The sequence below is a fragment of the Kitasatospora sp. NPDC088160 genome (assembly GCF_044741445.1).
Classification (GTDB): domain Bacteria; phylum Actinomycetota; class Actinomycetes; order Streptomycetales; family Streptomycetaceae; genus Kitasatospora.
This window is the reverse complement of record NZ_JBIUSS010000037.1, coordinates 18793-37777: the sequence shown is the minus strand read 5'-3', so window position 1 is coordinate 37777 and position 18985 is coordinate 18793. Positions and strand designations below refer to the sequence as shown.

Here is an 18985-nt window from a genome sequence, read left to right as displayed (position 1 = left end):
CAGGCGCAGGCGTCGACATCACCACACGGTTGCCGACGTGCGGGTGGTGCCGCCGAGCCGAGCGGACCTCGGTGAGGAAGATCCGTGGATGGCGAGGATCGTGCCGACGGGCTCGAAATGCAGCCGAGGGAAAGTATATTCGAACTAAATTTCCATTAACGAACACAATGGCGATTTCCACTGCCCACCACCGAGGGCGGCCTCCCGGGCCTAAACTAATACAGCAATAAGGTCTATCGAATGTTCATAACATCCCGTAGTGTGTAGCAGCACGGCGAGGAGGCGTCGGCGCACTGCGGAGTGATCACGGGTGATGCGCACGGCTCGACCGTCGAGTTGTATTGGCGCCGCCCGCAGGGCTGCCGTGACGAGAAGACAGGTTTCGTCTCCAAATGACCTGAGCCGTTCGGGCAGAGAATTCGGTGTGAATTCTGGCGTGACGGCCTTCTCTCTTCGGGCCGCCCACTTCATGGCGGACTTTCAGACCTGGCGACCGGGAAAGGTATTGGCATGAGAACGTGGCATACAGATGCAGGTAAGCGGTGGTGACCGTGGATTTCCTGATTCGACCACAGAGCGAGAATTGCCGTCGGATCGCCGATGCCTCCGACCACTGCGTCGTGGGTCTGAGCCCGTTCAACGGCTACTACACACCATGCCGGGTGGAGGCGTTGGTCCAGTGGGCAGCCGGACATTTCACGAGGGTCGACGTTCTCGTTCCCGGATTCGAGGCGGCACATACCCTCACCGCTGCGGGCGTCAGGCCGCTGGAGGCAGTGGGGCGTGTGCGGCGAGCTGTGAACCAGCTCAGGAATCCCGCGGTGCTTGCGCTGTCGCGTGCCGGTGTGTCCACGCCGGAAAGGCGCGTCCATACCTGGACTCAGCTGATGAGCCGACCCGAGTACGCGGCGTTGCGTGAGCGGGCCAGAGCGGCATACCGAGTCGATCCCGCCCTCAGGGTGGCCTGCCGGGCGGTTGCCCGGGGAGCGGTCCAGTCCATCGCGGATACGGAGCCCGGTGAGGAGCAGATCGACGCCTGCGTCAGTTATCCGATCGCAGAGTTGCCGCTGATCGTGGACAGCCCGTCGATCTTTGACGTGGCTTCTTCGGTGTTCGTCTACCACCGGCGGATCGAGCTCGCCGCGGCCCTGCTCGCCGGTCCGGCGACCGGGCTGCGGTCAGCTGCACAACAGGGGTTCGTGGTGGCCGAGCCCGTACTGCCGGGTGGTTCGTGATGAGGCAGCTCAGGCAGCTCCCGATGCCGGCGAGGACACCGGAAGTACCGTTGAGGTTTCCCTTCGTGCTGGGCCCCCTGGGCACGCCTCCGCCCGTGATCCACTGGGCACGCCGACGGCAGCCGGTCTGCCCGGTCGAGCTTCCGGGCGGATCCTGGCTGTGGATGATCTCCCGCCGGGACGACATCCTGCGAGTATTCACCGACCCGGACCTCGTGCGCCTGAGCGATGCCGCTGAAGCACTTCCCCCTCCGGCCGGGATCAGCGGGGCAGCGCGCTCGCGGGCCGGGCAGCCGGGTGCCGAGTATTGCGCGACGTGGGCGGTGGAATCCCACCGGGCCTCGATCGTGAAACAGACGGGTCTCGTCCTGGACGCCATGGAAACCGGGAACAACCCTGCCGATCTGCTGGAACAACTGGCAGCGCCGCTAACAGCCGCCGTGTGCCGCGATGTCTTCGGGCTGTCATTCGATCCCCAGGAATTGCGGAACCTTCTGATCCAGGAAGAGCCGACAGGAAATTCGGCTGTCAGGCACCCGGTCCTGCACTCGCTCACAGAGCACCTCCGGGATGGCCCCGTCCGCGGTAATGCCGCCGGTACGCCCTTTAAAGCCCGCGAACAGCGGGAGGCCGACACTGAACCGTCGCACACCGTGGTGACAGGCTTGCTCGTCCGGTGCGCGAGGTCACTCTTCTCGGCATTGCTGACCGGACCGTTCACTCTCCTGCTCCACCCCAAACCGCTACGGGAGTGCCTGCGCGATCCAGTGCTGTGGCGGGCGGCAGCCGGGGAACTCCGCCGCTACCACCCGGGCACGGTGCTCGGCCCCACCCATATCGCGCTCAGAGACCTGGAACTACACGGCACCCTGATCAAGGCCCGAGACGCGGTATGCGCCTCGCCCCTCGGCGCGGCCTGGGACGAGGAGCACTACCCCACCCCGGCGAAATTCGACATCCATCGTCCGGACGCCGGGTCCACAGACCTTCGCACGGATCCTGGGCCCCTGGCAGACGACGCCCTCAGCAGGCTGGTTCTCACCATCGTCTGCCCCGCCCTGTTCGAGCGCTTCCCACAACTGCGCCTGGCCGTGTATGAACACGAGATTCCCTGGAGAAATGATCTGACGTTCATCCGTCCCGCCTGTCTGCCCGTGGCCTGGTGACGGCCAACCCGATGAGAGGAGAACACCATGCATCCGACTGCCCGCATCATCAGCGTCCTGTCCGACAAGTTCGCCCGGGACCCGTACGCCTGGTATCCCCAGCTGCGGGAGAACGACCCCGTCCACTACGAACCCGGCATCGGCGCCTACTTCCTGAGCCGGCACGAAGACGTTCGCCGGGTTCTGGCCGAGGACCAGATCTTCACCACCCAAGCCTTACGGGAACGGGCCGAGCCGGTCATGCGCGGTCGCGTCCTGGCACAGATGACCGGCGCCGAACACACCGCCAAACACCGGACAATGATCCGCGGATACACCGGGCCGATGCTGGAAGACCAGATCCCGCTCATCCGCCGCAACGTGGAGCAGCTCATCCGCCCCCATCTGCGGCGCGGCCGGTTCGACCTGGTGAAGGACTTCGGACAGCAGCTGGCGATCTGGGTCGCGCTGGACAGTCTTGGACTGCCCAAGGACAACTGGCGGAATGTGCACTCCTGGTTCCAGGGCGTGGCCGAATTCGTGACGAGCGTCACTCTGACCGAGGAGCGATACCGGCATTGCGTCCAGTGCGCCCGCCGGCTGGAGGACTATCTGCGGCCCTTCATCGAGGAACGGCGCGAGAACCCCGGCCAGGATGTGATCTCGCTGATGTGCCACACGGAGTACGAGAGCGGGAGGATGAGCCTGCACGAGGTCACCGCTCTGTGCCACAACGTGCTCCTCGCCGCGACCGAACCGGCGGACAAGACACTGGCCCTGCTGTTCCGGCATCTGATCACCCACCCCGATCAGATGGCCCTGGTCCGCGGCGATCCCGGACTGGTGACCAACGCCATCGCGGAGACGCTCCGCTACACACCGCCCGTGCAACTGATCCCCCGCAGGACAGCGGAGAACGTCGAGATCTCCGGCGTCGCCATACCCGCCGAGACCATGGTCTGGTGCATGCTCGCCGCCGCCAACCGCGACCCGCGTGTCTTCGAACGGCCCGACACCTTCGACCTCCAGCGCACCGACCTCGGTCCCGAACGGTCCTTCACCGCCGCCGCTACCCACTTCGGGTTCGGCGCGGGCATGCACTCGTGCGTCGGGGCCGCATTCGCGCGCAGGGAACTGGAGACGGTCGTGACGATGCTGCTGGCCCTCATGGAGAACATCGGCTTCCCCGAGGACGCCTCCTACGAAGAGACCGGCTTCTACTCCCGCGGCCCCGAATCACTCACCCTCACATTCGATCCCACCGCGGAAGGACGGCTCCTGGCTGCCTGAACCACCAGAAAGGGGAAACCGCATACAGCCGGCTGCGACCTCCTCCGCATCACGATGACGGAGGACCGGAAAGGGGACATGCCGTGGACAGTAATCGCCACCACACATCTGTTCTGATTGCCGGAGGAGGACCTGCCGGACTGGTCCTGGCGGTGGAACTGGCCCGTCGGCACGTCGACTTCCGGATCATCGACGCCGGCGCGGGTCCCTTTCCGGGATCACGGGGCAAGGGTCTCCAGCCGCGCACCCTGGAGATCTTCGACGACCTCGGAATCATCGACTCAGTACAGGCGGAGGGAGCGCCGCTGCCGCCGATGGTGGCCTGGGAGGAGGGAAGGATCGTCAGGGAGTGGGACGTCATCGCCCGTGGCGAGCCCACTGGGGCCACGCCCTATGCCGAGCCCCTGATGCTTCCTCAGTCGCGCACCCAGGAACTGCTTCGCGAGCGACTGCTGAATCTGGGCCACCGTGTCGAGTTCGGAGCGCGGCTCGACGGATTCTCCCAGGACGAGGCCGGCGTGCTGGCCCAGGTTGTCCGGACCGACGGAGGTACGCGGGAGATCGCGGCCGACTACCTGGTCGGGGCAGACGGGGGCGGCAGCACCGTACGGAAAATCCTGGGTGTGAGGTTCGACCGCGAAGACGTGGACACCCGGCCGCTGCTCGTGGCCGATGCCGATATTCCCGGACTGGACCGCGAGCACTGGCACACCTGGGGTGACGCGGTCGGCATCATGACCGCGATCTGTCCCGTCGCCAGAACGGACTACTTCCAGGTCATCGCACGGTTCGCGACGGGAACCCCCGACCCCGCTCCCGAGCGGGTCCGCGAACTGGTGGCCGCCCGCACGGGAGTGCGGGTGCGGAAGGTGCTGTGGTCATCGGTCTTCCGGGCACGAGCAGCGCTGGCGGAGCACTTCCGGGTCGGCCGGGTGTTCCTGGCCGGTGACTCCGCGCATGTTCATTCCCCGGCGGGCGGCCAGGGCATCAACGCGAGCATCCAGGACGCCTACAACCTGGGATGGAAACTGGCGCTCGCGGCAACCGGCCAGGCAGCACCCTCGCTCCTGGACTCCTACGAGGCGGAGCGCCGGCCCGCTGCGGCGGAGGTGCTTGGAGTGAGCACTCGCATCCACCAAGGGGCGGGTCGGGTCAGGGAGCTGGCCGCGCGCCGTGACCGCACCACGCACCATCTGGCACTCGGATACCGGGGTATTCCACCCAACGCGGAGATGCGCCCCGCTCTCGTCGAGGAAGCCCTCCACGCGGGGGACCGCGCTCCGGATGCCCCTTGTACCGACCGTGGCGGAGCCCCGGTACGTCTCTTCGATCTCTTCCGCGGACCCCACTTCACCCTTCTTTCCTTCGGAAGTCCGCCCATCCAGCCTGTCAGCGCCCGGGGTCCCGCGGTGATCCGCGTGGTGCGCGTCGGCCACGACGTCTCGGACCCCGCGGGGTTCGCCTCCCGCGCGTACGCACCGCACGGCCTGTTCCTCGTACGACCGGACGGATACATCTCGCTGGCCACCGAGACTCCAAGTGAGGTGACCAGTCATCTTCGCTCACTCGGCATACATGTCGGATGACCGGCGGGACCCTGATCTGGGCTGCTCGTGCTCGCGTCGGCGGCCCTGCACCGCTCGTCGGGCCCGGAGGAACCAGAGAGGCAGACCATGACCGACCCGGACCGTCCGCAACCCGCCCCCTACGTTCTGGATTCAGCCGCCCGAGCGGATCTCGAATTCGACCGCCTGCGCACGATCGAGCAGGTCTACGACCCCGGAACCGAGGAGATCCTCACCCGGGTGAACCCGGCACCCGGGTGGTCATGCCTCGAAGTCGGCGCGGGAGCGGGCAGTATCGCCCGTCTCCTGGCATCTCTCGCCGGAGAGACCGGAAGAGTGGTGGCAACCGACAGCGATCCGCGATTTCTGAGGAACATCGCACATCCCGGGGTCGAAGTGATCGAACACGACATCACCGCAGGCCCTCTGCCACCAGGTTCCTGGGATCTGATCCACGCCAGATCCGTACTGGAGCATCTGCCGGACCCCGAATCCGTCCTGGCCCGGCTGATCCCCTCGCTGGCACCACACGGGCAGCTCTTCGCCGAAGCGATCGACGTCAGTCGCGAGACACTCGCCATCGCCGCCAAACACGCCCCGGACAGAAGAGCGGCCACAGCCTTCCTGGAGTTCGCAACCGCGGTGCACCGGCTGATGACACTCGCCGGAGCACACCCCGAACTCGGCAGCACCCTCCCGGTGCTCCTCGCCGCCCAGGGTCTGGAGGGCATCACCCACCAGCGGCGACACCCCCTCGTCTCCGGTGGAAAACGCGGCTTCTACGCGCTCACGCTCGCCCGCCTCGCACCGTCGTTCCAGGACCACGGTCTGCTCGACACCGCCGATCGACGGCTCTCCTCCCTGTTCGACGACCCGTCCATGGTCTTCCCCGCACTCCCCATCGGCGCTGCCCATGGACACACCCCCGCGGTCGGACGGCGACAGCGGAGAACCTGAAGAGCCGGTCCGCCAGGAAGGGCGGAGAGCGCCCATCCGAACGGAACAACACGCAAACGGAACACCGAGAGAGGCGAAGCCGATGAGTGAAGTAACGGTTGTGGGCCGGGTCGTCGCCAGGGCGGGCAAGGAGGCAGAACTCGCACAACTGCTCCAGGCGGTCATCGAACCCACCCGGAACGAGGAGGGAAGCCTGCACTACTCCATCCAGCAGAGCATCGAAACCCCGGAGGAATTCATCGCCATCGAGCGGTGGCGACACACCGAAGACCTCCAGCGCCACTTCCGAAGCGCGCACTCCCAGCACCTCGCCGCCGCGGTGGAATCACTCCTGGCGGAACCGATCAAGATCACAACTTACCGGGAGCTGACATGAGATGAGAGTCCCCACGAGGGCGACCGCTAACCCCACGGAGACTGCACGGACAAGACCTGAGGCCAGGCCCCATGTCCAGCGCAGACTCCGAGCTGCCGTCTCCAGCACCCGGGACCAGCCTGGGAAGCCCTCCTGGGGAACACCTCGGGCTTCACCCTCGCCCCGCCGCGCTGGAAGCCACCACACCCGAGACCTACCTGGCCATCAATCCGGACGACCTGCTCCGCCGCTGAGCCGGCCAACCAGGACCACCACCCTCTCGGGCGATGACGGCGGAACATAGCCGTGGTTCCCCGGTTCGCGAAACCGGAGAACCACTGGACCATTGATTACTCCACTGCCACGCCCTGCCCACACCGTCGAGAGGCACCAGAACGACCACCCCACCCACAACTTCACACCAGACCCCAGCGGAGCCCGTCACACGCACACGGGATCGAGCCCTCCTACGCCGCGGCGCAGCTGAGGCGGAACAGATCCTGAGCCCGCTCCAAGTCCCGCTCCGTGCGAAGCTGGACTTCCAGGTCACCGGTTCCGTGGTGGCCGAGTCCTGTCACGTCCCGGGTGAAGCCGGGGACGAGATCAACCGTGCCCGGGTCGGCCTTCAGGTAGACGAGGAGCTTGGCCTGCTGGGGCGGGCAGAGGCAGGCGAAGTTCCGCAGCCGCTGATAGGCCCGGTACTGCTTACGCTGCACGGGAACGATGTCGTCTCCGAGCCCGAGCAGCGCCTCGTCGACCGCGGCGGCCAGCTCCGTCATCGCCCCGCCCGCCGTACGCTCGCTCCGGCCCCCGGCCGCGCGCAGGCGGGAGGCCATCCGGGAAGCAGCGGCGTGTCCGGTGACGGAGGCCACCGTTTCCAGCCCGATGTGGTGATCGCCGTAGAAGCGGTAGCGTACGAGATCGATGCTGCGGCGGTGCTCGCGTACGGCGTGGACGTCATAGCGGGTGAAGTCACCGGCCACACAGATCAGCCTTGGCGCGCTCCACAAGACCCCGGCCGCAGCCTCGGCGCCGAGCCGGTCACGCACCAGTCGCTGGAACTCGTCCCGGTGGTCCATCAGCCAGGACAGATAGAACAGCCCCTGGTGGATCACCCCGGCGTCAGTCGCCCGCTTGTACTCAACTTTACCGACCGCAGGAGCTCGGATACCGGCTCTGAACTGCGATGATCCATAGACTACATGTCCGTCACGGTGACGGATGCACTTCTCTGTAGCTCGTCTGAGTGGTGTCGCGGTAGAGCCCGGCGGCGGTGGAGTCGCGGTGTGACAACGCAACGTAGTTACTGACTTCGGCTTGTCAGGGTGAGGTTGGGGTGTCGAGGGTGAGGCCGGTGCCGGCTATGAAGCCGTCGATGGTGTCGGGCCGGTACTGCAGTCGTTTGAGGCGGTTGCGGACGAGGGTTTCGAGTCGGTCGAGGGCGACCACGGCGAGGTTGGCGAGGCTGCGTTTGACGTGTGCCCAGACCCATTCGACGGGGTTGAGGTCGGGTGAGTAGGCGGGTAGGAGGAAGACCGTCAGCCAGGTGCGCTGGGCGATCAACTCGCGCATGGCGTGGGAGGCGTGGGTGTTGAGGCGGTCCCAGACCAGCGCGATCGGTGCTTTGACGAGGTGGTGGACACCGTCGACCAGGGCGATGAAGTCGCGCTCGCCCATGCTGCGGCGCTGACCCCTGCCTGCGGGGTGGGTGCGCAGGCGGTGGCACAGCCGGGTGCGCGAGCCGGGCCGCATGGCGATCAGCCCGGCCACCGACAGGCGTCCCGAGCGGCGGCCGCTGACGGTCACGACCGGTGTGCGGCCCCGTCGGCCCCAGGTGCGGCCTTTGGGCGGTCGGCGGGTGAACCCTGCTTCGTCCTCGAAGCAGATGTAGCCCCCGCAGGCCGCCCGGGCGCTTTTACCTCCGCCCACGTCACCTTCTTCCACGCGGTGACGGCCTGCTCGTCCCGCTCGGCCACCCTGCGTACGGGGACCTGCGGGCTGAAGCCGAGCCGGTGCATCAGCCTCGTGGCGCCCGAGACGCTGTACGAGACGTGGAACTTCCGCCCGATCAGCGTGGCCACTCTGGCCGCGGTCCACACCTGGTCCTCCACCCAGCCGTGTGCGGCCGGGCCCTGCTCCAGGTACGCGGCGAGCTTCTCCAGGCAACGCGGAGACAACCGGCACCGCGCCCCACCCGGGCCGCGAGAGGCCAGCGCCTGGACACCGCCCTCGCGCCACAACTGGTGCCACTGGTAGGCCGACTTCGGACTCACCCGCAGACGTCGGGCCACCTCTGCCGGCTTGACCTCCTGCTCGAACAGCTCGGCCGCCTGCACCCGCACCGACTCCCGGCGCAGCCGTCCCGTGGCGGTCAGCCCGCCCCCATCCGCATACCTCACACACCATCGGATACAGCCACCACAACGAGCCCGTCAGGCAAACCAGGACAGTTCACCCTGACGAGCCGAAGTCAGTAACGCTCCCTCTACCAGAGGTAGTTCACCGTCGTGGTCGAGCCAGGAGGAGCGGTGGGTGAGCCGGGGGCGGACCCGGTCCCACACCTGGGCCTCGGCCTTGCCGTAGTTGATGGTGTCGGTGACTGTGGTGATCGCGGGCTCGGGCCAGGTCTCCGGTTTGGCGAAGCGGAATTCCGGGCCGTGCTTGGGCGGTCGGCCGTTGACGCCGTGCATCCTCGGTGGTTTCGGCAGGCGCATCACGCGGTCGGAGCGGACCCGGCCCACCGACTCGACCGGCAGATCACGCAGGACCCAGGCCAGGCGGGTGACGTCGTAGCGGGCGTCGCTGACGATCACGATGTGCGGGTCTCCGGCCTGCCACTGGCCCGCGGTGATGAGTCGCTCCACGACACCCCGCAACTGGGCGGCGGTGACCGCGGTCGCGTCGTCCGCCGGACCGAGCCGAACCGCGTCCAGAATCGCGGTCCAGGACGTGGCCCCCGGCTCCAGCGCGGCCACGAAGGAGTAGGGCCAGCCCGGAATGAACTGCGAAGCCGTCTTCGCCCGGCCGTAGACGTGGCAGAACAGCCGCTCCGCCGAGCACGGCGCGTCCGAACGAAGCCACGGCGACACATCGACCGCCAGGACCAGGCGCCCGCCGTCGAAGCGCGGCAGCGACAGCCTGGCCAGCACCGTCCGCAGCCGGACGACGTCGATCCGGCCTTGGTTCAGGCCGCCGTACATCGCTCCGTGCCCACGCCGGTGCTCGGGCAGCAGTGTCAGGTCCACCGGGACTTCACCGCACCGTCCGCACACAGCACCGCGTCGGCGAGTTCGAACAACTCGTCACGCCGGGCGGTCAGACACTCGTAGAACTCTCCCCGGAAGCGTGACGCTTTCGCGAACGCTTCCCGCCGCACAGCATCAGGCAGCAGACTCACCCTCGCGGCCTTCGTCGTGGTCACGTGCACCTTGGTCGGAGCACAGGATCAGGCGAAGGCCGCCTTCATGTCCGGCGAATCCCCAAGTGAGCGACCCCGTTCGAGACGCCGTTCGAGGGCGGAAGAAAAAGAACAAGCTCATTGTCCGCCGAGATCTCCGAGCAGGCCCCGGGCGGTGCCTGGGGCCCCTGGCGCGACTGCCGCAACGGCGGCTGCGCCGGGGGCTGACCGCCGGCGGGCCCCGCGTGACGGAGCCGGGGAACGAGGCCCGGGGGCCGGACGCCGCCACCGTTGCCGCCGTCCGGCCGCCTGGCCACCGCCTCCGACCTGTCGGGGCACCGCTGGAAGGAGACCGGGGGGTACGCCCAGCCGCGCCGCCTCGGTGTGGTCGACGACTGCGCGGGCCGTCAGGTCGGGCGGGCCCGACGCCGGGCGATCGGCATGCGGGAGGACCGCACCGGTCCGTTCGCCGGCGGCCGGCCGGCCTGGGCACCGGATCCGTCCTGGCCGCTGCCGCCGCTGCCGCCCAGCGCCGACGGGGCGGTCCTGGCGGCGACCCCGTACCGGCCGTGACGAGCGCGCTCGCGAGCGGTGACCACCTGAGGAATCCCTTGGACCGGCGCGGGGGCGGCCGACGAGCCGAGCCGATCGGCCACGAGCTGAGCCGACGGCCGCGAGCCGTCGCCCGGCGGGTGGACACGTCGGTCCACCCGCCGGGCTCGCCGACCCCCGGTTCTGCGCCGGTCCGGGTGTCGTGGTCGATCGGGCCCGTGCGTGGACGGGGGCGGGGTGTGTGCTCAGCCGGCCGCGCGGTAGGCCGTACCCACCCGGTTGGGGGTCGCCCGGTTGTAGAGACCGGTGCCGCCACGGTCCGCGGAGAGGGTGAACCACGCGTAGCGCTCGACGAAGGGAAGTCCCTGGAGCATGGCGGTCGACTTCGTCACGAACGCGGCCTGCTGTTCCGGTGTCGGATACTTCGGGGTGCCGCTGGAGAAGTCGATCAGGGCGTACTCGGTGAGCCAGATCGGCTTCTTGTAGCGGTTGTACACGGCCTGGAGGTAGTTGCGCAGTTGACCGGTCGCGGCGTCGGCGCGGAAGTCCGAGCCGTACCAGTGCAGGGGGATGAAGTCGACCTTGTCGTGACGGGCGGCGGCGCCCTTCATGAACTGGTCGAGCCAGCCGCCCGCGACGTCGCCGCCGCCCGCCACCGCGGGTGCCCCCAGACGCATCCCGGTCGACTGGAGCCGGGGCCACAGGTCGAGGGCCCTGGCCACGCTCATGTTGGCCTGCGCCGACAGGTCGGGTTCGTTGAAGCCGAGCAGGGTCGTGCCCTCCTGCCTGGCCGTTCGCAGTTGTGCGTCGGTCACCGAGCCCGCACCCCAGATCATGGGGACGAACTCGACGCCGGCCGGCGGCTTGATCTGCTGGCGGTCCGAGGCCCAGGTGTAGAACCAGCCGGCCCTGGAGTCGGCCAGCGCCTTGGTGACGTCGGTGAAGTTCCAGGCGCTCACGCCCTTCTTCTTCGCCGGGGCGGCGGTCGCGTCGGCCGCACTGCCGACGGTGAGGCAGGTGAGCACCGCGAGCAGGGCGGTGAACAGGCGCATTCGACGTGGCAAGGCGTTCCTCTCTTCGGTCACGCGGTCGTGACGGGGGCCGCGGCGGTCCTGGAGTCCGGGGGCCGGGGTCCGGGGCGGGTGGCTCACGCGGTGGGGCCGAAGGTGACGGTGAAGCCGCTGCAGCGGCTGCACTGCTGCATCACCTTGTTGCCCGGCACCTGGTCCTGCTTGGACCACGTGTAGGCCTTGGGACACTTCGCGCTGAGCGCGCGGCTGTAGCTGCTGGGGGTGTCCCGGCTGGGGTTGGTGCACAGCATCGGCTTGCCGTCCGGCCCGCGCGTCAGGTCGGCGGGCGGGCAGTAGGGCAGCAGGTTCGCCGCGCAGCCCCGCGTGTCGCAGCCCCCGCCGGCCGGGATCGTGGCGTTCACCGGAGTGATCGTGATCGGCAGCGAGAACGCGTTCACGTAGCTCACGTCGTACCAGGGGGCGGCGCCGTCCTTGGCGTCGAAGTTGAACTCCGCGAGGCTGGCGGGTTGTTCGCCCGTCGTGCAGTGGTCGGCGGCCGGGCCGCAGTCGGCCACCCGGCAGTGGAAGGTGCTGCCAAGGGCCCCGCCGCATCCCTGGCGTGCGAAGAACTTCCCACGCCAGTGGAACGGGGCGGCCGTCTCGGGGATCGTCACCGTCGCCGACTGGCCGGGAGCCAGGACCGGCAGCCGGGTGAACTGCTTCGACCCGTCGGCGTTGACGCCGCTTCCGATCCACAGCTTCTGCGACGAGTGGTTCACGAACGTCACCGTGTGGTTGACCGCGGCGGCCGCAACCGGCGCGGTGCGGGTCGGCGCCGCCGCACCCGTGACGGTCGCACCCGTCGCCGCGCCCGCACCCGTGACGGTCGCACCCGTGACGGTCGCGCCCATCGCCGCGCCCGCGTTCGGCAGTACCACGGTCAGTGCGGCGGCGGCCGCCGCGACGAACAGCCTGGTCAGGAATCCGCGCATGACTTCTCCGTTCCGCTCAGCAGGTCAGGTTGGTGCCGGGGTAGGCGCTCATCGCGCCGACCAGTGCGTCGTAGGTGTAGAACCGGTCCCTGTTCGGGAACATCCGGTCGAACTGGGCCTTGCCCATGACGAAGCCGGCCCGGTCCGCCGCCGTCGCGTGTGCCGGTCCGGCCGTCGACAGGCCGGTGGCGTGGGCGGAGGCGGGCAGGGCGATCGCCGATACGGCCGCCGCCGCGGCGGCGATCCTCAAGGCCGTGCGTCGAAGGGACACGCGGGGCCTTCCTCCCGTTGCGGAATGCGGGACATCGGGTCCGCCGGTCTCCTGGTGCCACCGGCGGGTGTGGTCGGGCCGTTCGGGCCGGCCTGGCCAGCGCCGCGGTGGTGTGTCAGGAGCAGGTCTTGTCCGGGTGGTCATGGGTGATGGCGCAGATCATCGCCTTTGCCCGGCCGTTGTTCGGATACCTGCGCTGAAGCTCGTCCTCGAAGTCCTTCCACTGGCGTGCGATGTCCTTGACGGCGAGGTCGTAGGCGTGGTCGAAGTTGTGGGCGACGACCGAGCGCGGACTGTCCTTCGTGTCCTTGTTCAGGACCCCGTCATGAGTGACGCGACCCGTGCAGTTGGAAACCGTCCCGCTGTGGTCGCGGTCCGGATAGCAGCCCGTCGCCAGGTCGTGAGGGATGTGGCCAGTGGCGTCCTTGACCCAGTCCGCCCTGCTCATGGAGCTGTAACGACCGATGGAGAAGAACACGGGCAGGTCGGTGCGCCCCAGGCCGGGGGGGTTCTTGACGCCGATGGCTCCCGGGCCGGCCTGGTCGACCCAGTTGCTGTGGGCGTAGAAGTCCTCGATCTGATGCCAGCCGCGGCCCAGGTCCTCCAGCACCTCGCACTTCGCCCGTCCCGGTCGGTCGTTCCACGAGCAAGCCGGGGAGATGGAGGTCTGGGTGGCGATGACGCGCCCGTTCGCGTCGACCAGCCGGTCCGCGGCGGCGACGGCCCTCCTGACGTGGTCGATGGAGCTCTCGACGCAGTCGATGATCTCGGCGTTGGCCTGCTCGCGGGTGCGGGGGTAGCGGCTGTCGTACCTGGGGTCGAGGTAGTCGGCGTTGTCGCAGTGGAGCTTGCCGATGCCGAAGTACTCGCCGTGGTCGTTGGCGACGATCGCGCCCGAGTTCCCGTCCGCCATCGCCGTCAGCGAGTTCTGGTGCCAGCCCCCCGGCCCCAGGGCGGCCCGGGTGATCTTCTCGTGGTTCCCCCCGCTGAAGGCGTGCGCCGGTGTCGCGGCACCGAGGACGACGGCACACGCCATCGCGGCGCACGCGGCGCCGGAAGCGCGCAGGCGCTGCCGACGGGAAACGGAGAGGGGATTCATGAGGTCTCCAGTCGCACGATGGACGTCTTCGGCAGGTGTGCGTCCGGGCATGGAGTCCCGTCCGTACTGCGCAGGCCATGGCGGACCCATGGCGGCGCTTGGTGACGAAGCGTCACCGAGCCTGCACCCGTACGTTAGTCGCCGTGCCCGCAGCCCGACAGACCGCCAGTGCCCCACGGGCCTGCGGCCGCGCATCGCGGTGTCCCCGTGCCACGAGGCCCAGGCGCCCGGTCCCGTTCACGGGAACGGGCAGCACAGCCTCCCGGCCTCCTTCCGGCCCGGGCTTGTCCACCCGTGGGCCGCCCCCGCACCAAACAGAGCAAGGATTCTGCAGAGTCCCCTCTGCAAGCAGAACGTCAATTCTTCTTGACGGAGGGCGCGGTGCCACGGCTCACCGACGCACGCAAGGAACTCCGGCGCACCCAGATCACCGAGGCCGCCGTAGGCTGCTTCAGCCGCGACGGCCTGGAGCGGACCTCGATCGCCGACATCACGGCCGAGTCCGGCCTCTCGACCGGCTCGATCTACGCCCACTACCGCAGCAAGGACGACCTGGTCCGGGCCTCCGCCCACGCGCTGCTCGCCAAACGCGCTGAAGCCCTCGGCCAGTACGCCGCGAGCGACAGCCCGCCCGACCCCGACGAACTGCTCGCCCGCCTGATCGCCACGATCGACCCCGCCGAGGCCCGGGTCGGCGTGCAGACCTGGGGCGAGGCGACCACCAACCCGGCCATCCGCGCCATCGTCGCCGACACGGTCGACCGGATGCGCGCCATGGTGCTCGACTGCGTCACAGCCCACCCTGGCCAAGGCCGAAGACCCCGCCCCGGCCCGCGCCCGGGAGCACGCCATCCCGATCGCCGACTGCGTGATGGCGCTCTACCTGGCCGAACTGCTGCACACCGCCCTGCAGCCACCGACCGAGGAGACGGCGACATGACCTCCCCGACCGCACCCTTCACCGACCGCACCGTCCTGCGGGACGGCTACGGCGCCCGGCAACTCGAACGCCTCCACCATCGCCGCGGCGAAGCCGTCGCAGTGGCCGCGTCCCTGGGCGTCACACCTTCCCGGGTCGGCCTCGCCTGGCCGCTGCACCACGCCCCCAACGTGCTGCTCATCCCCGGCACCGCCAACGCCGCTCACCTCGAAGCCAACATCGCGGCCGGCGAGATCACCCTCGACGCCGCAGACCTCGCCGCCCTGGACGCGGTCGAGTCCCGCTCCAACGACGTCCCCATCGGCTGACCGACACCGGCCGGCACCGGCCGGGCCGGCTCGCGACCGCAGCCCGGGCACCCGGCCGCGGCGCACAGTCCATCTCCACCAAGGACCCGAGGACGGGGACCATAAAGGCCATCATCTACCGTGACAACGGCGGCCCGACGTTCTCCAGCTGGTCGACCGCGACCTCCCCGTGCCCGGCCCCGGCGAGGTCCGGGTCCGGGTCGCCGTGTCCGGGGTCAACCCGACCGACTGGCAGGCCCGTTCGGGCATCGCCCACGCCAAGCTGCTCGCCGAGGTCACCCCGCACCTGGACGGTGCCGGCGTGATCGACGCCGTGGGCGAGGGGGTCGACGGCAGCCGGGCCGGCCGGCGGGTCTGGCTGTAGATGGCCGCCGCCGGGCGGCCCGGACATGACCTGATAGGTCGTGAGAAGGGAGCCTCTGTCATGGCCGCACCAATGAAGTGCCCGACCGAGTTGCGGCAGCGAGCCGTTGCCGCGTACCGGGCTGCCGATCCGAAGCCCGTGATCCGGCAGATGGCCCGGGGCGTCGGAGTGCACCGCGAGGCCCTGCGCAACTGGATCCGTCAGGACGAGGCTGACCGGGGCGAGCGCGACGACCGGCTGACCAACCGCGGAGAAGGAGGAACTGCGGTCCGCCGCAGCGGTGACCGTGGTGACGGCGTTGAGGACTTCGGGGGCGGTGAGGTGGACGGTGTTGACCGGTCGGGTGGCGTGCTGGTCGAGCGGGGTGAGCCGGTAGGTGGTGGTGCCGGTGAACGGGCCGAAGTCGCCGTCCGCGGTCAGAAGGTTCGGGGGGGCGTACGCGGTGATGCGGAAGTGCTCCTCGGCCGGGCGCGGGAGCGTGCGGGTCCGGCGGTAGGTCGTGTCGGCCCCGATCGGTCCCGGGGAGGCCTGCTCGGTGGTGTCGAGTGCGTAGTCCCAGCGTCGGAGGTTTTCGGGCCGTGCGAGGTGGCCGTGCGAGGTGGCGGTGCGAGGTGGGCGTGCGGGGTGGGCGAAGACCTCGCTGACGGGCGCGTCGACGGTCGGGGTGTTCTCGAACCGCATGGTCGTTCCTTCCCCGGCGCGCGGTCGGCCGGTCCTGTGCGGCCGTGCGGTCCCGTGCGGGCCGTGGCGTCGGTCGGGGGCGGGGTGTCAGTCGAGGGCGAGGCGTTTGTTGAGGGCCTCGCCCGAGGGCAGGGGGTCGATGAAGTTGTGCAGGAACGTGAGCATCGCGTCGGTGTCCAGGCCCTGACAGACGGTGTCCATCGCGGCGTAGAGGGACTCCTCGATCCCGGCGACGGCGGTGGCCAGGCGTTCGCCCTCGGGGGTGAGGCTGAGCTGGAGGTAGCGGCGGTCCGCGGCGTCGGTGCGGCGCTCGACCAGCCCGGCCGCGACGACGCGTTCGACCAGCCGGCTGGGGTTGGTGCCGCTCTCGCACACCAGGAGTTGCCCGAGCCCGTTGAGGCTCAAGGTGCCGTGCTGCTGGAGCAGGCGCAGCACCTCGGCCTGTGACGGGGTGATGCCGTGCGGTTTGAGGGCCTGGATCAGCAGCCGGTTGCCTTCGCGCTGGGCCGCCAGGATCGCGAACCGCAGGTGTTCGGCCTTACGCATCGGCGTCTCGCCGGGTGGTCGGCACGGTGGCGAGGAAGTCGTTGACCGCGGCGGCGTAGGTGGCCGGGTGGGAGAAGCGGAACATGTGGCCGGTGCGCGGCAGCACGACCTCCCGGGCGTCGGGGATGCCCGCGAGCATGGCCTTGGAGGCGTTCTCGCCGATCAGTACGTCGTGGGAGGGGGTCAGGATCAGGGCCGGGACCTGGACCCGGCCCAGCGCGTCGACGTAGTCGGCGGTGAGGACGGCCCGCAGGCGGGCGCCGAAGGAGACGGCGGGGGTGTTGGCGAGGAACAGTTCGCGGCTGCGCGCCTGGCTCCAGGGCACCTGGCCCTCGCCGTCGAACGGGGAGGTGAGGCGGTGGGCGTGGGCGCGCAGTGTCAGCTGCCGGTAAAGCGGCCCGCGGGCCCTGCCGATCGCCTGCATCAGGGCCTTCCACGGCTTCGAGTCGACCGGGTTGGCCGCGAAGCCGCCGGACGCGACCAGGGCGCGCAGGCCCCGCGGGCGGCGGGTCGCCAGTGCGAGGGCGATGTTCGCGCCGAAGGAGTCGCCGACCAGCACGTAGTCGTCCAGGTCCGCGATCGCGCTCTCGACGTGGTCGGCGTAGCGCTCGATGTCGTCGACGCCCTCGGGCAGGCGCAGCGTCCGTTTGGGTGCCTCGCCGTAGGGGGCCAGTTGCTCGGCGCTCCACGGGGCGCCGGAGAAGCAGGGGATGAAGACGAGGGCCGGATTCTTCTCTGAAGTGCTCATATCGGACACATTACACGACACATGTGTCGTGGCATATGTGGTCCAGGTCATCTTCCTGGTCTGTTTTCCCTGGACTCGCCCGGCCTCGGGAGCGGTGCGAGCCTCCCTGGCATGCGGAAGGCGGTCACCAGACCGCGGGGCGCCTCGAAGGCATCGATCCAGCGTCCTTCGGTGCCGTCGCCGCGATCATCGCCACGGCCCCGGTCGGCTGCCCGCGCGGCACCACCCGCTCCCTGGTCTCTCGGGGGGTCTGACACCGGGACCACCGTGCCCGACCCGCCGGCCGCATCGTCCGGTCGGCCACCGGGGGTGCCGGGACACGGTCGCGGCGCGGACGGCGGCGGGACGGCGGTCTTCTTCCGATGGAGCCACTGGAGTTGCATGTCGGTCAGTTCTGCAGGGAGCACCACCGAGGGACAGGGGGGTGTCCGGGAACGCTGTCGGAGGCCTCGATCGCGCAGGGCCTGGCGTACGGGGGCTGGCGGACGGCGTCGTTCGTGGTCTGGCTCGTGGTCCTGGCCCTCGGCCGGATGTCACAGCCGCTGTACGAGGCGACGGCCGCGGTCCTGCGCTACCGGATGCGCCACACCATCTACCTGACGATGCTTTCGTCGGCCTACCCCGAGCGCCTGTTCGGCGAGGAGCCGGGCAGCGAACCGGAGGGCCCGGCGTCGGGCACCCGTCCGCTGGTCCTGGTCGGTGCCGGGCGCGGCCTGCTCGTCCTCTTCCTCCTGCTCGGCCTGGCCTCCTGGGCGACGGGGTCGGTCGCCGCCTCGGTGAACTCGGACGACGACGGCAACGACGAGTTCGTCAACCCCACCCAGCGCGTCCTCGCGCCCCTCGTCCCGGGCCCCGCCGACCGCGTGCCACGGGGCCCGCCCGCGACGGCTCCGCCGAGGGACGGCCCCCGTGGGGGGCCGGTCACAGGGGCACGGCCTCCTGTGACCGGCCGGTGGTTCAGTTGATGTGGAGCGTCGTGATGGTGCTGTAGTTCTTGGTGATGGCCTGGTTCTTGCCGAAGGTGTGGCGGTAGAGGGAGCCGTCGCCGGGCTCGTACTCGAAGTACCCGGCGTTGTTGCCGCTGCTGAAACTCGTGACCGACCTCTGGTCGATCCAGATGTCGCCGGCGTTCGCGAAGCACCTCCTGAAACCGGTGCCGTTGTCGTTGGTGATGCCGATGGTGAAGTAGTCGCTGGCGAACAGGCATTCGGCGAAGTTGACTTCGTTGGTCGCGTGGGCGGGCACGGTGCCGACGGCCAGAGCCATCATGGCGACCCCGGCGGCCACGGCGATTCGTCGCTTCAGCATGACGCAAACTCCCTGGTGTGTGAGGTGGGGCATGCGAGTCGAACTGAAGGGACACTAACAAGAGGTGTTCAGGTCACAACCTGGTGTAACGATTTTCGGACATCATTCCATTTCCCGGGACTTTTGCCGGACTTTGCTGAGCTGAATTCCGCACCTGTCGCACCTGTCGCACCTGTCACACCTGTCACCTGTCACGCGGACCCGCATGGCCGTCCGGGCCGC

General features: G+C 69.2%; 19 protein-coding genes and 4 pseudogenes. 11 read left to right on the top strand and 12 right to left on the bottom strand.

The genetic code is table 11. The features are described 5' to 3' along the window. The first annotated feature begins 545 nt into the window (after positions 1–545). The 6 genes from ACIOGZ_RS38535 (at position 546) to ACIOGZ_RS38510 (ending at position 6568) form a co-directional block, all read left to right on the top strand. Complete coding sequence (locus ACIOGZ_RS38535; protein WP_400811910.1) at positions 546–1235, top strand: tRNA-dependent cyclodipeptide synthase; 690 nt, start codon at positions 546–548, stop codon at positions 1233–1235. Between the two features lie 65 nt (positions 1236–1300). Beyond that, positions 1301–2401 carry a cytochrome P450 gene (locus ACIOGZ_RS38530; protein WP_363586039.1) on the top strand — a complete coding sequence of 367 codons (1101 nt, stop codon included), beginning with the start codon at positions 1301–1303 and terminating at the stop codon, positions 2399–2401. Between the two features lie 27 nt (positions 2402–2428). Then, the gene (locus tag ACIOGZ_RS38525; protein WP_400989348.1) at positions 2429–3670 is read left to right on the top strand and encodes a cytochrome P450; all 1242 of its coding nucleotides are present in this window, start codon (positions 2429–2431) and stop codon (positions 3668–3670) included. 83 nt (positions 3671–3753) lie between these two features. Then, positions 3754–5256: an FAD-dependent monooxygenase gene (locus ACIOGZ_RS38520; protein WP_363586041.1), complete on the top strand. Its 1503-nt coding sequence runs from the start codon at positions 3754–3756 to the stop codon at positions 5254–5256. An 87-nt stretch (positions 5257–5343) separates the two neighbouring features. Beyond that, a complete protein-coding gene (locus ACIOGZ_RS38515) occupies positions 5344–6192 on the top strand; it encodes a methyltransferase domain-containing protein (RefSeq protein ID WP_363586042.1) in 849 nt (282 codons plus the stop codon). Between the two features lie 82 nt (positions 6193–6274). After that, on the top strand, positions 6275–6568 hold the full coding sequence (locus tag ACIOGZ_RS38510; RefSeq protein ID WP_363586043.1) for a putative quinol monooxygenase: 294 nt from the start codon (positions 6275–6277) through the stop codon (positions 6566–6568). Between the two features lie 446 nt (positions 6569–7014). Here ACIOGZ_RS38510 and ACIOGZ_RS38505 read toward each other — a convergent pair. From ACIOGZ_RS38505 to ACIOGZ_RS38490, 4 genes and pseudogenes are all read right to left on the bottom strand, one after another. Continuing rightward, a pseudogene (locus ACIOGZ_RS38505) lies at positions 7015–7692 on the bottom strand (transporter); the annotation flags it as partial. Positions 7693–7867: 175 nt separating this feature from the next. After that, positions 7868–8434, bottom strand: a complete 567-nt coding sequence (locus ACIOGZ_RS38500; protein ID WP_400989379.1) for a transposase — start codon at positions 8432–8434, stop codon at positions 7868–7870. Continuing rightward, positions 8350–8922 (bottom strand): winged helix-turn-helix domain-containing protein, encoded by a 573-nt coding sequence (locus ACIOGZ_RS38495; RefSeq protein ID WP_400989377.1) that lies wholly within the window; start codon positions 8920–8922, stop codon positions 8350–8352. The genes ACIOGZ_RS38500 and ACIOGZ_RS38495 overlap by 85 nt, the downstream gene beginning before the upstream one ends. A 96-nt stretch (positions 8923–9018) precedes the next feature. After that, a pseudogene (locus ACIOGZ_RS38490) lies at positions 9019–9944 on the bottom strand (transposase); the annotation flags it as partial. Between the two features lie 291 nt (positions 9945–10235). Here ACIOGZ_RS38490 and ACIOGZ_RS38485 point away from each other — a divergent pair. Further along, positions 10236–10517, top strand: coding sequence for a hypothetical protein (locus ACIOGZ_RS38485; RefSeq protein ID WP_400989345.1), 282 nt, complete (start codon positions 10236–10238; stop codon positions 10515–10517). A gap of 224 nt (positions 10518–10741) precedes the next feature. Here the strand turns inward: ACIOGZ_RS38485 and ACIOGZ_RS38480 are convergent, their stop codons facing one another. The 4 genes from ACIOGZ_RS38480 to ACIOGZ_RS38465 form a co-directional block, all read right to left on the bottom strand. Continuing rightward, positions 10742–11560: a glycoside hydrolase family protein gene (locus ACIOGZ_RS38480; RefSeq protein WP_400989344.1), complete on the bottom strand. Its 819-nt coding sequence runs from the start codon at positions 11558–11560 to the stop codon at positions 10742–10744. Between the two features lie 83 nt (positions 11561–11643). Then, entirely contained in the window at positions 11644–12498 is an 855-nt protein-coding gene (locus ACIOGZ_RS38475) for a thaumatin family protein (protein ID WP_400989343.1), read from the bottom strand. A 16-nt stretch (positions 12499–12514) separates the two neighbouring features. Next, a complete protein-coding gene (locus ACIOGZ_RS38470) occupies positions 12515–12769 on the bottom strand; it encodes a hypothetical protein (protein ID WP_363586058.1) in 255 nt (84 codons plus the stop codon). A gap of 115 nt (positions 12770–12884) precedes the next feature. Then, entirely contained in the window at positions 12885–13868 is a 984-nt protein-coding gene (locus ACIOGZ_RS38465; RefSeq protein ID WP_400989341.1) for a hypothetical protein, read from the bottom strand. Between the two features lie 381 nt (positions 13869–14249). On the opposite strand from ACIOGZ_RS38465, the gene ACIOGZ_RS38460 reads away from it, so the two are divergent. The 3 genes and pseudogenes from ACIOGZ_RS38460 to ACIOGZ_RS38450 form a co-directional block, all read left to right on the top strand. Continuing rightward, a complete protein-coding gene (locus tag ACIOGZ_RS38460) occupies positions 14250–15116 on the top strand; it encodes an aldo/keto reductase (RefSeq protein WP_400989339.1) in 867 nt (288 codons plus the stop codon). A gap of 169 nt (positions 15117–15285) precedes the next feature. Beyond that, on the top strand, positions 15286–15480 hold the full coding sequence (locus ACIOGZ_RS38455; RefSeq protein ID WP_400989375.1) for an alcohol dehydrogenase catalytic domain-containing protein: 195 nt from the start codon (positions 15286–15288) through the stop codon (positions 15478–15480). Further along, positions 15481–15657: pseudogene (locus ACIOGZ_RS38450) on the top strand (hypothetical protein); the annotation flags it as partial. A 117-nt stretch (positions 15658–15774) separates the two neighbouring features. Here ACIOGZ_RS38450 and ACIOGZ_RS38445 read toward each other — a convergent pair. The 3 genes and pseudogenes from ACIOGZ_RS38445 to ACIOGZ_RS38435 all read right to left on the bottom strand — a co-directional run. After that, positions 15775–16161: pseudogene (locus ACIOGZ_RS38445) on the bottom strand (SRPBCC family protein); the annotation flags it as partial. Between the two features lie 87 nt (positions 16162–16248). After that, entirely contained in the window at positions 16249–16707 is a 459-nt protein-coding gene (locus ACIOGZ_RS38440; protein ID WP_400811942.1) for a MarR family winged helix-turn-helix transcriptional regulator, read from the bottom strand. Further along, positions 16700–17455, bottom strand: a complete 756-nt coding sequence (locus tag ACIOGZ_RS38435; protein WP_400989336.1) for an alpha/beta fold hydrolase — start codon at positions 17453–17455, stop codon at positions 16700–16702. Before ACIOGZ_RS38435 ends, ACIOGZ_RS38440 begins: the two co-directional genes overlap by 8 nt. Before the next feature lie 362 nt (positions 17456–17817). Between ACIOGZ_RS38435 and ACIOGZ_RS38430 the strand changes: the two genes are divergently transcribed. Continuing rightward, positions 17818–18420 (top strand): DUF4389 domain-containing protein, encoded by a 603-nt coding sequence (locus ACIOGZ_RS38430; RefSeq protein ID WP_400989335.1) that lies wholly within the window; start codon positions 17818–17820, stop codon positions 18418–18420. Here the strand turns inward: ACIOGZ_RS38430 and ACIOGZ_RS38425 are convergent. Next, entirely contained in the window at positions 18413–18763 is a 351-nt protein-coding gene (locus ACIOGZ_RS38425) for a beta/gamma crystallin domain-containing protein (RefSeq protein WP_400989333.1), read from the bottom strand. The genes ACIOGZ_RS38430 and ACIOGZ_RS38425 overlap by 8 nt on opposite strands. Positions 18764–18985 lie beyond the last annotated feature (222 nt).

What these genes read in the sequence shown, in the direction of transcription:
- ACIOGZ_RS38525 (WP_400989348.1), top strand. Translation starts at nt 2,429, where the DNA reads ATGCATCCGACTGCCCGCATCATCAGCGTCCTGTCCGACAAGTTCGCC.
- ACIOGZ_RS38425 (WP_400989333.1), bottom strand. Translation starts at nt 18,763, where the DNA reads ATGCTGAAGCGACGAATCGCCGTGGCCGCCGGGGTCGCCATGATGGCT.
- ACIOGZ_RS38475 (WP_400989343.1), bottom strand. Translation starts at nt 12,498, where the DNA reads ATGCGCGGATTCCTGACCAGGCTGTTCGTCGCGGCGGCCGCCGCCGCA.
- ACIOGZ_RS38465 (WP_400989341.1), bottom strand. Translation starts at nt 13,868, where the DNA reads ATGAATCCCCTCTCCGTTTCCCGTCGGCAGCGCCTGCGCGCTTCCGGC.
- ACIOGZ_RS38440 (WP_400811942.1), bottom strand. Translation starts at nt 16,707, where the DNA reads ATGCGTAAGGCCGAACACCTGCGGTTCGCGATCCTGGCGGCCCAGCGC.
- ACIOGZ_RS38435 (WP_400989336.1), bottom strand. Translation starts at nt 17,455, where the DNA reads ATGAGCACTTCAGAGAAGAATCCGGCCCTCGTCTTCATCCCCTGCTTC.
- ACIOGZ_RS38510 (WP_363586043.1), top strand. Translation starts at nt 6,275, where the DNA reads ATGAGTGAAGTAACGGTTGTGGGCCGGGTCGTCGCCAGGGCGGGCAAG.
- ACIOGZ_RS38515 (WP_363586042.1), top strand. Translation starts at nt 5,344, where the DNA reads ATGACCGACCCGGACCGTCCGCAACCCGCCCCCTACGTTCTGGATTCA.
- ACIOGZ_RS38430 (WP_400989335.1), top strand. Translation starts at nt 17,818, where the DNA reads ATGGAGCCACTGGAGTTGCATGTCGGTCAGTTCTGCAGGGAGCACCAC.